The organism is Neoluteolibacter marinus (assembly GCF_014904755.1).
Classification (GTDB): Bacteria; Verrucomicrobiota; Verrucomicrobiia; order Verrucomicrobiales; family Akkermansiaceae; genus Haloferula; species Haloferula marina.
This window is the reverse complement of record NZ_JACZFQ010000040.1, coordinates 84513-100421: the sequence shown is the minus strand read 5'-3', so window position 1 is coordinate 100421 and position 15909 is coordinate 84513. Positions and strand designations below refer to the sequence as shown.

Genomic DNA, 15909 nt, shown 5'->3' with positions numbered 1-15909 from the left:
CCGGCAACTACGTCGGCGCCAGCCCGGAGGCCGGCGACGACCACAATTGGTGGGTCTGGCACGTCGGCGCCGACTACGAGAAATACCGCGAGTCGCACGACTGGATCACCGAGTTCGGCTTCCAGTCCTTCCCCCACCCCGCCACGGTCGCGGGCTACACCGGGGAATCGGACCGCGACTCGGTGCTCAGCGAGATTCATCTCTTCCACCAGAAGAACGGTAACGGCCGGGGCAACACCCTCATCCTCGACAAAATGCGCGGCTACTTCCGCGAACCGAAGGACCACGAGTCGACGCTGTGGCTGAGCCAGATCAACCAGTCCTACGCCATGAACCTCGGCATCGAGCACTGGCGCACCGACTGGCCGGCCTCGAGCGGCGCGCTGGTCTGGCAGCTCAACGACTGCTGGCCCGGCCCGACCTGGTCGAGCATCGACTACCATGGCCGCTGGAAAGCCGCCCACTACGGATACCGCCGGTCATTCGGCGCGGTGATGGCCTCGGGGGTTCCGGCCGGCGGCGAAGTGCTTCTGAGAATCGCCAGCGACCTGCCGGAAGCCGCGACGGCGGAGCTGACGTGGCGTCTTTCCGACCTCGAGGGGACGAATATCGCCCGCGGCAGCGATCGCGTGGACCTGCCGCCCGGCACCTCCCGCGTCGATGGCCCGCGGCTCGAACTCGGCCGTGAAATCGACCGCAGGGGCCGCGACAAGCTGCTGCTCTGGCTCGATGTCACAGCCGGCGGGAAGTCGAACAGTAACGTGCTGTTCTTCACCCGCCCGAAGGAACTCGAACTCGCGGACCCGCAGGTCACCGCGGAGATCGCGGCCGCCGGCGACGGCTTCAACATCACCCTGACCTCGAAAGCCCCGGCGCTGTGGACCTGGATCACCTGCCCGGATCCGGACGCCTGCTATTCCGATAACTTCGTCCACCTCTTCCCCGGCGAGCCGGTGACGATCCACCTCAAGCCATCCACCCCGCTTTCCCTCTCCGACCTCCGCGCCGGCCTGATCGTCCGCAGCCTCCGCGACACCTACACCCGACCCTGATGCACCGCTTCGCCCTCGCCGCCATCCTGTTCCTCGCCCCGCTCCCCGGCGCGGCGGAGCTGGCATTCGACTCGCCGTTCACCCCGCACATGGTCCTCCAGCGCGATGCACCGATCGTGGTCCGCGGGCGCGGCGAAGCCGATGCCACGCTCACCGTGGATTTCGGGTCCGAAAAACAGTCCACCAGGATCGCCGCCGACGGAACCTGGTCGGTGTCCTTTGGTCCGCTGCCCGCCGGCGGCCCTTTCGCCATGACCGCCCGGGCCGGGGCCGACCAGGCGCAGCTCGACGACCTGCTCGTCGGCGACGTCTGGGTTTTCGCCGGCCAGTCGAACATGCAGATGGGCCTCGATGAGGTCGACGGCGGCCCCGGGGCGATCGGATCCGCGAAACCCGGCCTCCCGGTCCGATTGCTGTCCATGCCGAAGTCCGGCGCCGAGCGACCCGACGCCTCGCTCGGCGCGGAGTGGAAAACCTGCACGCCGGAGGCGCTGCGCAAGTTCTCCGCCGTGGCCTGGTTTTTCGGCAAGCACCTGCGGCAGAACCCGGAACTCGCGGAAGTGCCGCTGGGATTGATCGATTCGAGCTTCGGCGGCACCGCGATCGAAGGCTGGACGCCCCTGGACGAGCTGCCGGCGATTCCCGCGGACCGGATCAGCGGCTCGATGTTCGGCATTCCCCCGGGCCATCTCTACAACCGGATGATCTTCCCCCTGCACGCCTACCGGATCAAGGGCGCGGCCTGGTACCAAGGCGAGGCCAACGCCGGCAAACCGGAGGTCTATTCGGAATTGCTGCAAAACCTGATGCAGCGCTGGCGGCAGCACTGGGAGCAGCCGGAGTTGCCGTTCCTGGTGGTCCAGCTGCCTGCCTTCGAAGGCCGGATGAACGGCCTCGATTTCAGCTGGCTGCGCGAGGCCGAGGCGGATGCCTGCCGGAAAGACCCCAATGCCTGGCTGGCGGTGACCTACGACACCACCCCGGGATTCGACCTTCATCCGCACGAAAAGGAGGAGGTCGGCCGGCGCCTCGCCCTGCTGGCCCGCCGCGAGGTTCATCACGAATCCTGCGCGGCCCACGGACCCCGCATGGAGAAGCTGAACGTCGCCGGGCGGCGGATCGTGCTGACCTTCGACCAGCCGCTCTCCGTGCCACCGGGCGAGCCTGCCCGTGGCTTCATGCTGGCCGGAAGCGACGGCGACTACCGGATTGCCACGGCGACCCTCGACGGCACCCAGCTCTCCCTCGAAGCCGAAGGCGTCGACCGTCCGGCGACCGTCCGCTTCGCCTGGGGCGCGATGCCCGATGCGAATCTCACCAACCGCGAGGGCCTGCCCGCGGCGCCCTTCCGCACCGACAGCCTGAAACCGGACTCGCTGGCCTTCCAATCGCTGCCGACGGTTTATCGCCTCGAGGCTCCGGGCTATGCGCTGGAGACCGGCCGGGACGGATCGATCGCCAGCCTGGTCGCCGGCGGGAAGCAGTTCCTGTCCCATGAACCCGGCGGCGGCACCCGGATCCCCGGCGGATTCGGCCCTCGCAACCTCGCCTACGTGTCCGTGACCGGCCCCCGCCGGCTGTCGCTCTCCGACGGCAACGCAACGCTCGAGATCCAAGCACGGGAGGAATCGATGACCTGGACCCTGACCAACCGGGACAAGGACCCCATCGAATTCCACGTCGAACTCGATCCCCAGGTCGCGCTGCGGATCGAAGGCGCAAATGCCCGCCTCACCCGCGAGGCCACGACCCTGGTAGTCGAAGGCATCGACCACATCAACGGCAGCCACACCCTGGTCGCCAAGGCTCCGGCCAACGGAGCCGTCACCCTGAACTGGAATCTCACCAACCCATGAACATCGCCCGACTCCTCATCCCTGCCCTCGCCGCATCCACCATCGCCTACGCAGCCGCCCCGCTGACCGGCGATCCGGTCGATTGCGTCAACCCGCTGTCCGGCACCAACGGCGACAGCGAGTTTTCCCGCGGCAACACCCTCGCGGCGATCGTCGCCCCCTTCGGCATGACCACCTGGGCACCGCAGACCGACGGCAATGCCGGGCCGTTCTACCAGATGAAGCACCGGCAGCTCGAAGGGATCCGCGCGACCCATCAGCCGAGCATCTGGATGCGCGACTACGGCAATTTCCTGGTCATGCCGGTGACGGGAGAGGTGAAAGGATCGGTCCGCGACCGCGCCTCGGCCTTCAGCCACGACCACGAGATCGCCCGGCCCTACTATTACTCCGTCGAGCTCGAGCGCTACGAAACGACCGTCGAGCTGACGCCGAGCGAGCGCTGCGCGATGTTCCGCTTCTCCTTCCCCGATACGGACGCCGCGTCCGTGGTCTTCACCGCCGAGGGCACCGTCGAAGCCGTTGGCGACGGCAAGAAGACCCGCATCCGCGGCAAGGCGACCCATGTGACCTTCGGCGCGCCGGGTGGCTTCGGGAAATACTTCATCGCCGAGTTCGACCATCCCTACGAGGCGGTCGATGTCACCCGCGACGACAAGACCGACACCGCCGTGGTCAGGTTCGGCGCGGCGAGGAAGGGGAAGCCGGTCACGATGCGCATCGGCACTTCCTTCATCGGCTACGACCAGGCGGAGCTGAACCTCGGCCGCGAGATGCCGGACTTCGACTTCGCGAACGCGAAGGACAAGGCCCGCGGCCAATGGGCGGACGAGCTCGCCAGGGTCGACATCAAGGGCGCCGACGACGACCAGAAGTCGACCTTCTACACCGCGCTCTACCGCTCGCTGCAGTTTCCGCGGATGTTCCATGAGCCGGACAAGGACGGCAAGATCCGCCACTACAGTCCCTTCGCCGACGGCGAGATCCGCGACGGCGTACTCTACACCGACAACGGCCTCTGGGACACTTACCGCACCGCCTTCCCCTTCTTCGTGCTCTACTATCCGGAGCACAGCTCGAATATCCTCGAGGGCTGGCTCAATGCCTACCGCGAGGGCGGCAGCCTACCCGCCTGGCCCAGCCCGGGGAACCGGCCGTGCATGATCGGCTCCCATGCCGACTCGATCTACGCCGACGCCTGGGCGAAGGGACTGCGCACCTTCGACATCCAGGAAGCCCACGAGGCGACCCTGAAAAACGCCATGCGCAGCAATTCCTGGGCCGGCCGCGATTTCGTCGAGGACTACATCGCCCTCGGCTACGTCCCGGTCGACAAGCGCAAGGATGCCGCCACTTCCTGCACCCTCGAGTATGCCTACGGCGACTGGTGCGTCGCCAAGGTCGCCCAGGCTGCCGGCAAGAACGGGCTGGCGGAAAAGCTGTTCGCACGGGCGAGGAATTACCGCAACGTCTGGGACCCGGAGACCGGCTTCATGCGCGGCAAGAACTCGGACGGCAGCTGGCAGGAGCCCTTCGACCCGCTGGCCTGGGGCGGCGCCTACGTCGAGGGCAATGCCTGGCAGTGGCTGTGGTCGGTCCAGCACGATCCCTACGGCCTGATGGAGCTGCTCGGCGGCCGCGACAAGATGGCGGCGAAGCTCGACACCCTGCTGTCGATGCCATCGACCACTGTGGTCGGCGGCTACGGCCGGGTGATCCACGAGATGCGCGAGGTCGAGCATTCGAAGATGGGGCAGTACGCCCACATCAACGAGCCGAACCACCACGTGCTCTTCCTCTACAACCACCTGCGCCAGCCGTGGAAAACCCAGCACGCCGTCCGCCGCGTGATGGATGAGCTCTACGACCGCGACGGCATGGTCGGCGACGAGGACACCGGCCAGATGTCGGCCTGGTATGTCTTCAATGCCGCCGGCTTCTACCCCTTCTGCCCCGGCTCGCCGAATTACCTGATCGGTAGCCCCTTGTTCGGGGAAACGGTGATCCACCTCGGCAAGAACGAGGCCTTCACCGTCCGCGCCCATGGCAACAGCAAGCAGAACCGCTACATCCAGTCCGCGAAGCTGAATGGCAAACCTTTCAGCAAGACCTGGCTCGCCCACGACGTCATCACCGCGGGCGGATTGCTGGAATTCACGATGGGACCCGAGCCGAACAAGCGCTGGGGTTCCGCCGAAGCCGACGCGCCGCCGAACGACTTCGAATGAGCATGACACGTCCCCTTCTCCTCGCCCTCGCCTGCCTCGGCCCGCTTCACGCCGAGGAGGCGAGGAAGGCCTGGTTCATCGACGGCTATCACGGCGGCGTCTACGGCCACTACCCGCCGGGCTACACCTCGTTCCTCGTCGAGCAGTTGGGGAAACATCCCGAGTGGAAGATCAACCTCGAGATCGAGCCGGAGACCTGGGACGTCGCCCGCGACCTCGAGCCCGCGGCCTATGCCGCGTTCAAGAAGCTGATCGAAGCCGGCGAGCGGATCGAGGTGGTGAACCCGAGCTACGCCCAAAGCTACTTCTTCCAAAGCTCCGGCGAAAGCGTGATCCGCCAGTTCGACCACGGCATCCGGGCGATGCGCGGGCATTTCCCGTCGCTCAAGTACACGACCTACTCGTCCGAAGAGCCCTGCTTCACCAGCTGCCTGCCGGGCGTGCTCAAGTCCTTCGGCTTCGAGTTCGCCTCGCTGAAGAACCCGAACACCTGCTGGGGAGGCTACACCACCGCCCGCGGCGGCGAGCTGGTCAACTGGATCGGTCCCGACGGCACGTCGATCCTGACCGTGCCGCGCTACGAGTCCGAATCGCTTCACCCGGAGAACCCGTGGTCGACCAACGCGTCGGGCAACTCGCCGGAGTACATCCAGGCGGCCTTTGCCCAGGGCATCGGGCACCCGGTCGGCATGTGCCTGCAGGACGCCGGCTGGGGCGGCGGGCCATGGCTGAAATGGTCGGCGAAGGACCACTACCGGCCGACCGAGACCATCCTCTGGAGCGACTACTTCCGCAACGTCACCGCCGGAGAAACCACAGACGACTGGAAGTTCTCCCAGGAAGATGTGAAACCCGGGCTGATGTGGGGCGCGCAGGTGCTCCAGCGGATGGCGCAACAGAGCCGCGAGGCCGAGCACCGGCTGCTCGTCGCCGAAAAACTCGCGGCGATGGCGCGGGTCGATGCCGGCCGGCCGGCGCGGATCGCCGGCTTCGACGAGGCCTGGCACAACGTCCTGCTGTCCCAGCACCACGACTGCTGGATCGTCCCCTACAACGGCCGCACCGGCAACACCTGGGCCGAACAGCTCCGGCGCTGGACCAGGGTCGCCAATGCCGTCAGCGACCTCGCCACCGAGACCGCGATCGAAGCGCTGCTCCACGGCGAAGGCCGCCCGCGCGGAAGGTCAGTGAGGCTTTTCAACCCGACCGCCACCTCGCGCGACACCGTGGTCGGGGTGCCGATCCCGAAAACCGACGGCCCCTCGCGCTGGGTATCACGGGATGCCCATGGCGGAAACTTCCCCACCCAGGTCGTCGCCTCGGACACGCCGGGCCAAAGCACCCTGCTGGTCCGCGCCACCTTGCCGCCGATGGGCTACGCGACCGTCTCACTCAGCGAGGATAAAGATTCGCCCCAGGCGACGGTGACCACGACTTCCACCGCGGATGCCGTCGTGCTCGAAAGCGACCTCTACCGCATCGAACTCGACCCCGCGAAGGGCGGCACGATCCGCAGCCTGGTATCGAAGCGGGAAAACCACCGCGAGGTCGTGGACCAGGCGAGCGAACGCCGCTTCAATGAACTCCGCGGTCACTTCTACGAACAAGGCGGCTTCCACTCGAGCGCCGACCATCCGGCCACGGTGACGATCATCGAGAACGGCCCGCTCCGCGCGACCGTCGAGATCGCCGGAGAAATCGCGGGCAGCCCTTTCACCCAGCGCCTCTCGCTCACGCAGGGATCACCGGTGATCGACTGCAACGTGCGCATCGACTGGCAAGGCAACCCGCGGATCGGCGAGTCCGAGGAGAAAGACGGCTGGAAGAACTTCCGTCGCCCCGCCTATCAGGACCGCTTCAAGTTGCTCGCCCTCTTCCCCACCGCGCTCGACGAGCCGAAACTCACCAAGAACGCGCCCTTCGACGTCTGCGAAAGCCAGCTCGTCGACTCGTTCTACGAATCCTGGGACGCGATCAAACACAACCTGATCCTCGACTGGGTCGACGTGGCCGGCGCGAAGTCCGGGCTCGCGCTCTTCAGCGACCACACCACCAGCTACACCCACGGTCCCGACCACCCGCTCGGGCTGACCCTCCAGTATGCCGGCAAGGGCCTGTGGGCACGCGACTACCGGATCGAGGGCCCGACCGAAGTCCGCTACGCCCTGGTCCCCCACGCAGGAAAATGGGACGCCGCCGATCTCCCGGGCCTGTCCGCCGCCTGGCAGGAACCCGCGACCGGTGCCTTCTCCCGCGGCGGGGAAACCAGCGACCGCTCGCTGGTCGATCCCGGCCCGGGGTGGCAGGTGCCGGCCATGTTCGAGCGCGACGGCGCGATCTTCATCCGCCTCTTCAATTCCCATGGCGACGACTCGCCGCGGCAGGTGAAGCTCGGGATCGACGCCGGCACGGTCGAGTTGGTCGAACTCGACGGCCGCGTCATCGAGACGCTCAAGCCGTCTGCCGAAGGCACCGTGGAGCTGCAAATCCCGCGCCTCGGCTTCCGCACCCTGCGGGTCTCCGATCTGCAGCCGGCCCGACGCCACTGAAAACGCAAAACGCCGTCCCCCTGCAGACAGAGGAACGGCGCCTGCGTGTCGGGATCGCCTAGTTCAGCGCGGGATCAATTTCCATCGCTGGGCCGAACCGCCACTCGGGGTCCACAGCCTCACGTTGGTGCCGTTGGATGTCCCGCCATTCAACACATCCAGTCGCAACCCCTGGTTGTGACCCGGCCGGATCTCGAACTCCCCGTCTCCGGCGGGAACGAGGATCCAGCGCGAATCCGAGCCGTTGTGATCGCCCCAGATCTGCACGTTGGCGCCAGCGGAACCGTTGTTCACGCCCGTCGTCTCCAGGCGCAGCGACGGCGCACAGGCCGGGATCAATTCCCAGGAACCGTCGCCCTGGTCCTGCAGGGTCCACGACTGGGCGTTGCTGTTGTTGTCCTGCCAGATCTGCACGTTGGTGCCATTGCTGCTGCCACCGCCGGACACGTCGAGCCGCTGGCCCGGGGCACAGCCCGGCTCCAGTTCGTATGGCACCAGGTTGACCGCGAAGTTGTCCCAGGTCGCGTTCGACAGGAAGGCCCGCACCCCGCAGCTGCCGCTCGCGAAGGTCGTGTCGGTCACCGTGATCTTCGGCGTGTTCATGTCGTCGCAGTAGACCTTGATCAGGCTTCCGGCGGCGACGACCCGCAAATGGTGGGTCGAGCCGTTGGCGATCGTCATCGGGGAGGATTGGAGCAGCGTCCAATTGTTGTTCATCCGCCCGAGGATCACACCGCTGCCCGGTTTGATCCCGGCATAGTAGCCTTTCAGATTATCGGCTCCCACCCGGTAGTTGCTCCCGCGGAAGATCAGCCCCGCGTCCCCGCCGTTGGCGGTCACGTCGGCCTCCACCGTCACGTCCTCATTGACGACCCCCAGGGCGATCGCCTTTGGACCCGCCGAGGCAGCCACCGAGTAGGTCCCCGACGCGGCCGTCCAGGTGCCGCCGTAGGTTTTCCACTCCGCGGGGTCGTTGTCGGCAAAGGTGTCGCTGAAGAAGTTCACGGTGTACGGCGACATCTCCAGCAGGTTCGGCGTGCGGAAGTACTGGATGTTGTAGAAGCAATGGTCGTTCCCCGGCCGGTTCGACAGGAAAGGTCCCGCGCCATCCGCGCCGTCGGGACCGATGTCAGAATAGCCGACGCCGTAGACGCCGTTCTGCACCGTGTGGGCGTGTAGGTAGGGCATGTAGTAGTAGGAGTTCTGTGCCTCCCAGGCCGGCGTCGCGATCCACTCGGCGCTGGTCCACGGACCCACCGGCGTGGGGGCGAAGGCGGTGAGCATCTGGCCGCCGACGAAGCCGGAATGGATCGCCGCGAAGTTGTTCGGACCGATCCGCACGACCTTCCAGGCACCGGGAAAGCCGCTCACCGAGACGGCCGACGAGGAACTCGCCGCCCATCCGGATCCATCCCAGTATTCCCAGGCGGAGAGATTGCTGAAGCTGCCCTTCGGCACGCTGGCGACCTTCTTCTCGTCATCGCCGCCGTAGACGTAGAAGTAGCCGTCCGCGCCGTCGACCACCTTCGAGATCCGCCACGGCAACAGTCCCGAGATCCCGTCCAGCGTGAGCCCCGGCAGCGACAAGGTGGCCACCGCACAGCCGACATACTGGCCGTAGCCGCCGACCTCGTGCAGGATGATCTTCAGCTTCGAGCCCTCGACGAAGGCATCGTTCGGCCAATAGCAGTTGCCCGAGGTCGACGGCGAGAACGAGGTCGCGCCCGGCGCCCAAGGGGTCAGGGTCTCGCCGTTCTGGACGAAAAGCATGTTGCGGACGAAGCCCGCCGTCCCGGTGCTGTTGTCATAGGGATTCGGCGTCCCCGTGTAGGTGTCGTTGAAAAGCCACACCACCCGGCCGTCGGGGAGTTCCACGGAGATATCATTGTCCGTGTTCAACAGTCCTCCGGATTGCGACGGCTGGCCCCAGCGCCACAGATGGTGCAACTCGGGGTCCAGCCGCGTGCCGGTGTGGTCGATCGCGTTCTGGGTGTCGAAGACCTGGAGCTCGTCGAGGTCGAAGGTCGCCGCCTGCCCGAAGGTGATGCTCAGCGTGGTCGTTCCCGACGCTCGGAAGGACCAGTAGTAGCCTTCCCAGCCGTTGGAGGACGGCCGGTATTCCGCCGCGGAGTAGGTCGGGCCCCCGGCGCTGCTGACCTGGAGGTGCATCAGCGGGCGGTTGACACTGGACTTCGCGAACCAGCGCACCAGGTAGGTTTCCGACGCGCTCGCCTGGAAGGTGGTGGTCAGGGACGGGCGCGTGCCGGCGCCGGGATTGGAGACCGCGATCCGCGCGGATTTCGATCCCGCGAAGGGCGAGGCGGTGGGATTCGAGAAGCTCGCGGCTCCCGATCCCTGGGAGGTGGTCCAACCGCTGAAGTTGGACTCGAAGCCGGCGTTCGGCAGGAGCTGGGCTCCCGCCGTGCCGATGGACAGCGCGAGCAGGGACAAGAGCGCGCGCCGGTGTGACCGCCCGGATCCTCCGGGCCGCATGTTAGGTTTCATGGGTTTTATCTGTGGTTTCTCGGGTTTCCCAGCGCGCCCCGTGGACACGCCGGCCCGCCGCCTCCCGCATGATTCAATGCCACGCCACCCGGTTCCCCGCTCATATCATCAGGCAACCGACGGAACCCGGCACATCATCCGAGAAATATCGACAGGATAAACAAACGAAGTTTTGCCGAATTCAGGTTTAGTTGTGCCGCATCTATCCGTCCGGCAATCCCGGAAACTTCGCGACAGCCCGCCGCGCCACCGCCGGACATTTTCCCTGCATGCCACGATTCGTCCGATCGAACTGCGGATTCCCGACGTTTCTCTCATCGTGAAACCCATCCACTTCCTTCCGCTCCTCATGCTCCTGAATGCCAGCGCCGCCGACCCGGAACCCGCCAAGGCGGGAGCCCAGACCCACCAGCACTTCGCCCGCACGGTGACCCGCGAGGAGGCGCTCGACTACCTGCTTTTCCTCCCGCGGGACTACGATGCCAAGCGCGAGCAGGGCTTCCCGATGATCCTCTTCCTCCACGGCGCCGGTGAGCGCGGCTCCAACCTCGAGAAGGTGAAGGCCCACGGTCCGCCGAAGCAGATCGAGAAGAACCCGGATTTCCCCTGCGTGGTCGTTTCCCCGCAGTGCCCGGATGGCGAAACCTGGGACGTGGCCGAACTCACGGGCCTGCTGGACAAGATCATGGCCGAGCAGAACATCGATCCCGACCGCGTCTACCTCACCGGCCTCAGCATGGGCGGCTACGGCACCTGGGCGCTCGGCCTCAGCCACCCGGAACGCTTCGCCGCGATCGTCCCCATCTGCGGCGGCGGCGAGAGGATCAAGGTGATCCTCGCCGGTCGGGAGAAAGGCGAGATCCTCAAGACGCTCCCGGTGCGAGCCTATCACGGGGCCAAGGACCCGGTCGTGCCGCTGGAGGAATCCGAGCGGATGATCGACGCCCTCAAGCGCGCCGGCGCGCAGGACGCCACCCTGACCGTTTTCCCGGAAGCGCAGCACGACTCGTGGACCCAGACCTACGACGACCCGGCCTTCTACCCCTGGCTTTTGAAACAGAAGCGCAGGCACTGACCGGACCCGGATCCAGCGCGGCAAAGTGCCGGCCCGACTAAACTTCGGCGGCCGGCCCCGACGTTACTACTGTTTCACCAATCGCATGCCGGACGCCGAGGAGACATCGCTGGGGGAATTCGTGCAGGAGCTCACGGATTGCCAGAGCGAATTGCTGTACTTCATCCGCGCCCTCTGCGACGATCCGGACTCGGCCGCTGACATCCGGCAAGCGGTCAACATCATCCTCTGGCGCAAGCGCAAGGCCTTCCGGCCGGGCACCAGCTTCAAGAACTGGGCGTTCCGGGTCGCCCAGATCGAGGTGAAGGCCTACATGCGCAAGCAGGCGAAGGCGCGCACGACGCCGCTCAACACGGAACTGCTCGACCTCTTCGCCCGCGAACTGCCGAAGGTCGCCGACGAGCTGCCCGAACGCCAGCTGGCGCTCGCCGAGTGCGTCCGCGGGTTGACCCCCAAGGACGAGCAACTGATCCGCCACCACTACTGGAGCTCAGCCACGCTCGACACGCTGGCAGCCGCCACCAACCGCAGTGTCGGCACGCTCAAGGCGCGGCTCTTCCAGCTGCGCATCTCCCTGCGCCGCTGCATCCGCAAGAAGCTCCAAACCGTCTGACCGCGATGGAACGCGCCCGATTGGAAGAGCTGCTGAACCGGAAGGTCGAACGACAACTTTCGGAGGACGAACGCGCCGAAATCGAACAGGAGCTGCTGGCCTCGAAGGCCGCCCGCATGCTCTACTACGACCTGCTGGCGGTCGATTCCCTGCTGACCGACCGCTACCGGATGCCCGAATACACCACCGTCCGCGCCAAGGCGATGGAAGGGTCGTGGATGATCAACCGGATGCGGAACAAGTTCGCCTTCGGCTCGGTCGCGGCCGCCGCCATCCTGATGCTGGTGACGGCGATCGTTTTCCTGGTCATCAAGCTGCCGCAGACGGGCGCAACCGTCGAGGGCACCGCCGATTGCCGCTACTTCGCGGGCGACAGCCCGGCCGGGGTCCTGAGTGTCGGCCAGGAGCTGAACATCGAGCGGGGCGTGGTCAAGGTCGGCCTCACTTCCCGCGTCAACGCCTGTTTCGAGGGCCCCGCCCGGGTGAAGCTTCTCGACCGGAGCGGCAACGTCGAACTGATCTCCGGCCGCGGCTTCTTCGACATCTCGGCCGGCGGGAACGGGTTCGAGGTTCACTGCGGTGGAACCGTGATCCGCGACATCGGCACCCGCTTTGGCGTGGACGCGAAGGCCGACGGCTCGTTCGAAGTCCACGTCGGCAACGGCGAGGTCCGGATCACCGACCCGCAAGAAAACACCCACCAGGTGACCTCGGGGCTCGCGATCGCCTACAAGCCGGCCGACGACGCCGTGGATGTCGACCTCGACCTCGACCGCTTCGTCCAGAACCTCCCCTGGCAGCGCATCGTGTTCTCCGACAACTTCGAGCGGCCCGCCAACGACCCGTCCGCCTTGCGCCGCCCGCAGACCGGCAAGCCGTGGCTCATCGCCGGCGAGGAACGGGTCGAGCCCAAGGTCTTCCGCAACGGCGCGCTCGACACATCCTTCGGACAGCGCTCGCTGACCGCGAACTTCGAGCGGATCGACGAGCGCGGGAAGAACATCTCCCACGTGGTGACCTTCACCACCCGCAAGCCGTCCAATGAAGAGGACAAGAGCCAGCAGCCCTTCGCCAGCGAACGCCTGCTCTTCCACGACACCGACGGCCAGCGGATGTTCAGCGTGTCCGCTCACTCCGCGGAAAACCACCATTGGCGGCTCCAGGACGAACAGAGCCCCGCCTCGTCGCCGGTCACCGACATCCGCGCCTTCGAAACGCGGACGCTGACCTTGCTCTACGAATCCTGGACCGGGCGGGCGGTGCTCTACGAAGGCTCCTCCGTCCAGGGCAAGGAACTCGTCACCCTGACGACCCGTCCGAACGCCATTCCCGGATCATTCAGCATCTTCAACCAGGGTGGCGGCGACCTCGCCCTCGAGGACCTGGTGGTGAAGATCGTCGTCTACCCGGGCCACTACGATCCCGCCCCTTGAGCCGGCGGGCCCGCCCGCTGCGGCGGACCTCCCCCTTGAGGGGCCCCGGGGGCGCATCCGGATGCGGCCAATCGGATCGGCCCGTTCCCCTGTAACGGGGTGACGGATGAGAAATAGATCGCGTCAACTACACCTGAACTCCGGGTTTCGACGTTAATACTGTTTCGATTTTCCGAACCCGCAAAACCCATGCGCCGAATCCAAGCGAGAGGCCCGCGTGAACCCGCGCGTGCCGTGGATTTCCAGCACCCCCGGCCCCCCGGCCCCGGGCAGTTGTCGCGCTGCGGGATATCCACCTTCCCGGTACCCGGCCTGCCGCCGCGGACCGGCCGATAGAAAACCAAAACAACCCAGAATGAACCCAAGAACCCGCTACTTCACATCCTCCCTCGCCGTCGCGGCCACCGGAGTCTGTACCAACACCTCCCGGGGCTCCGTCGTCATCACCCCGCAGAACACGAGCTTCACGCACGCCGGCGGCGGCCAGCTCTCGTTCGACATCACCGGGGATGCCGATCCCGACTACAGCTTCGTCTACGCCAACAACAACAACACCAAGCCGCAGCTGACCTCGGAGCCGTTCCCCGGCGGCGGGGCCTACGCCCCCGAGCACATCATGATGCCCAACATCACCTCCAAGGCCGTCCCGGCGGACCTGGCGGTCGGCAGCGTCATCGACGGGTCCCTGTATGGCGGCATGTCGTTCTGGGAGGGCTTCCTTTTCAGGAACTTCGATAACAACGCCTTCGGCGAATGGGGCGGCCCCGATACCGACAATCCCACCGGCCCGGTCGAAGGCTACATCGCCCTGCGCATCGAAACCGGCGGCCAGGGCTCCGGTACCTGGAACTACGGCTACGCCCATGTCCGGGTCGATGTTCCCGGCGGCACCATCAAGGTCTTCGAGACCGGCTACGAGACCGATCCGAACACGGCGATCACGATCCCGCCCCACGATCCGGCGCTGGTGGTTCCCGATGCTTTCACCGGGCAATCCGACACCACCGGGGTCACCCTCGAGATTTCGGTTTCCAACGGCGGTGCCACCAATCCGCTGACCATCACCTCGGCGGTCTTCACGGGAATCGACGCCGACTACTTCACGATCAACGAAACCTATCCACTGGTCATCGGACCCGGCGGCAGCATCGACTTCTCGGTCGACTTCGACCCCGAAGGCCTGGTCTCCACCTTCTCCGCCACCCTTGAGCTGACCAGCGACGATCCCTTCGCGCCGGTGATCAGCCTGCCGGTGACCGTGGAAGTCGGCCAGCCCAACATCCAGCTCCCCGCGAGCCTGGAGCTGGGGCCGTTCGCGAGCGGAGACGGCGCGCAGGCGCTCAACGTGGAGATCCAGAACAGCGGCTACGCGGATTTGGAAATCTACGACGCCTACTTTGCGGCCGGGCCGTACTCGACCCGCTTCGCCGTCACCCATGATTTCATCGGCAGCGGCCTGACCGCCGCCGGCCAGGGCTCGGTGAACCTGCCGTTCTCCTTCGACCCGACGGGATTGGCAGCCGGCGTGAAGAGCGCGGTGATCACCCTCTCGACCAACGACCCGGACAACCCGACGCCGACGCTCCTTGTCAACGTCGAGGTCTCCGCCCCGCCGCAGGAAACGACCGTCTCGCTGGCCCACCGCTGGAGCTTCGACGACCTCAGCGACAGCGCCGGCAGCGCCGATGCCACCCTCGTGGGAGCCGCCTCGGTGTCAGGAGGATCACTGGTCCTGCCCGGCGGCGGGGTCCGCCAGGACTATGCGTCGGTCCCGGTCAGCGCCACCATCGCCGCAGCCTCGAGCCTCAGCTTCGAGGGCTGGTTCACGCCGGTGGTTCCGGACCCGCTGAACCCGATTCCCCAGGATTGGACCAAGGTCTGGATGTTCGGCATCCCGGGCACCACGGCGGAGACGGTCACCTACCTCGACTTCACCTGGGACAGCCTGTTGGATTTCCCCAGCGCCAACTTCCGTAACGGGACCAATGAGGTGCACACCCGTGACGGGGACAATCCCCCGGGGATTCCCGCCGGGAGCGAGGCTCATGTCGTCGTGGTCTACGATGCCGTCGGCCATCTCATCTCGATCTACGTCAACGGCACCCTCGCGGACAGCGTGGCGTGGACCGGCGAAATCCACGACCTTGGCATCACCACCGACAACTTCCTCGGTGCCCCGGTCTTCCACAACGACCCGGACTTCGCCGGCAGCATCAACGAGATGCGCATCTGGCGTGGTGTCCTCGACTCCAGCGATGTCGCGGCAAGCTTCAGCAGCGGCCCCGGCACGCTGATCGATCCCAACTCGATCGCCCCGAATCCCGAACCCTTCGCCATTACGGGCGTCGAGATCGTCGACGGCAATATCGTCATCACCGGTTCCAGCGGACTCACCGCCGGCCAGACCTATCACCTCGAGACCGGCGTCACGCTCGACGACTTCGCTCCCGTGCCGGGCAGCGACTTCACCGGCGGCGACCCGATCCCGCCCTGCCCGGTGGGTGGTCCCAAGCGCTTCGTGAGGATCGCCAGCGGTCCCGGCGGCGAGTAAACGGCAACCGCCCCTTGATGGCATCGCCTCCTCGCCGGGGGGCGATG

At 66.3% G+C, this 15909-nt stretch carries 9 protein-coding genes; 8 read left to right on the top strand and 1 reads right to left on the bottom strand.

Going from position 1 to position 15909, the window contains the following annotated elements:
- The 4 genes from IG178_RS09680 to IG178_RS09665 form a co-directional block, all read left to right on the top strand.
- On the top strand, positions 1-1052 hold a 1052-nt coding region (locus IG178_RS09680; protein WP_226895264.1), incomplete at its 5' end, for a glycoside hydrolase family 2 protein.
- Positions 1052-2908, top strand: a complete 1857-nt coding sequence (locus tag IG178_RS09675; RefSeq protein ID WP_193212335.1) for a sialate O-acetylesterase — start codon at positions 1052-1054, stop codon at positions 2906-2908. The genes IG178_RS09680 and IG178_RS09675, both read left to right, overlap by 1 nt.
- On the top strand, positions 2905-5136 hold the full coding sequence (locus IG178_RS09670) for a GH92 family glycosyl hydrolase (protein WP_193212334.1): 2232 nt from the start codon (positions 2905-2907) through the stop codon (positions 5134-5136). Before IG178_RS09675 ends, IG178_RS09670 begins: the two co-directional genes overlap by 4 nt.
- Before the next feature lie 2 nt (positions 5137-5138).
- Positions 5139-7685 carry a glycoside hydrolase family 38 C-terminal domain-containing protein gene (locus IG178_RS09665; protein ID WP_193212333.1) on the top strand — a complete coding sequence of 849 codons (2547 nt, stop codon included), beginning with the start codon at positions 5139-5141 and terminating at the stop codon, positions 7683-7685.
- A gap of 63 nt (positions 7686-7748) precedes the next feature.
- Here the strand turns inward: IG178_RS09665 and IG178_RS09660 are convergent, their stop codons facing one another.
- Positions 7749-10136, bottom strand: a complete 2388-nt coding sequence (locus IG178_RS09660; RefSeq protein WP_193212332.1) for a DUF5005 domain-containing protein — start codon at positions 10134-10136, stop codon at positions 7749-7751.
- Positions 10137-10509: 373 nt separating this feature from the next.
- Here IG178_RS09660 and IG178_RS09655 point away from each other — a divergent pair, with 373 nt between their 5' ends.
- The 4 genes from IG178_RS09655 (at position 10510) to IG178_RS09640 (ending at position 15862) form a co-directional block, all read left to right on the top strand.
- Complete coding sequence (locus tag IG178_RS09655; protein ID WP_343225955.1) at positions 10510-11265, top strand: carboxylesterase family protein; 756 nt, start codon at positions 10510-10512, stop codon at positions 11263-11265.
- 85 nt (positions 11266-11350) lie between these two features.
- The gene (locus IG178_RS09650) at positions 11351-11878 is read left to right on the top strand and encodes a sigma-70 family RNA polymerase sigma factor (protein ID WP_193212331.1); all 528 of its coding nucleotides are present in this window, start codon (positions 11351-11353) and stop codon (positions 11876-11878) included.
- Positions 11879-11883: 5 nt separating this feature from the next.
- Positions 11884-13311, top strand: a complete 1428-nt coding sequence (locus IG178_RS09645; RefSeq protein ID WP_193212330.1) for a FecR domain-containing protein — start codon at positions 11884-11886, stop codon at positions 13309-13311.
- 355 nt (positions 13312-13666) lie between these two features.
- Positions 13667-15862 (top strand): choice-of-anchor D domain-containing protein, encoded by a 2196-nt coding sequence (locus IG178_RS09640; protein ID WP_193212329.1) that lies wholly within the window; start codon positions 13667-13669, stop codon positions 15860-15862.
- The last annotated feature ends 47 nt before the right edge of the window (positions 15863-15909 follow it).

Excerpts from the sequence above, each read along its gene's own strand:
- IG178_RS09675 (WP_193212335.1), top strand. The coding sequence starts at position 1,052 with ATGCACCGCTTCGCCCTCGCCGCCATCCTGTTCCTCGCCCCGCTCCCC.
- IG178_RS09670 (WP_193212334.1), top strand. The coding sequence starts at position 2,905 with ATGAACATCGCCCGACTCCTCATCCCTGCCCTCGCCGCATCCACCATC.
- IG178_RS09665 (WP_193212333.1), top strand. The coding sequence starts at position 5,139 with ATGACACGTCCCCTTCTCCTCGCCCTCGCCTGCCTCGGCCCGCTTCAC.
- IG178_RS09650 (WP_193212331.1), top strand. The coding sequence starts at position 11,351 with ATGCCGGACGCCGAGGAGACATCGCTGGGGGAATTCGTGCAGGAGCTC.
- IG178_RS09645 (WP_193212330.1), top strand. The coding sequence starts at position 11,884 with ATGGAACGCGCCCGATTGGAAGAGCTGCTGAACCGGAAGGTCGAACGA.
- IG178_RS09640 (WP_193212329.1), top strand. The coding sequence starts at position 13,667 with ATGAACCCAAGAACCCGCTACTTCACATCCTCCCTCGCCGTCGCGGCC.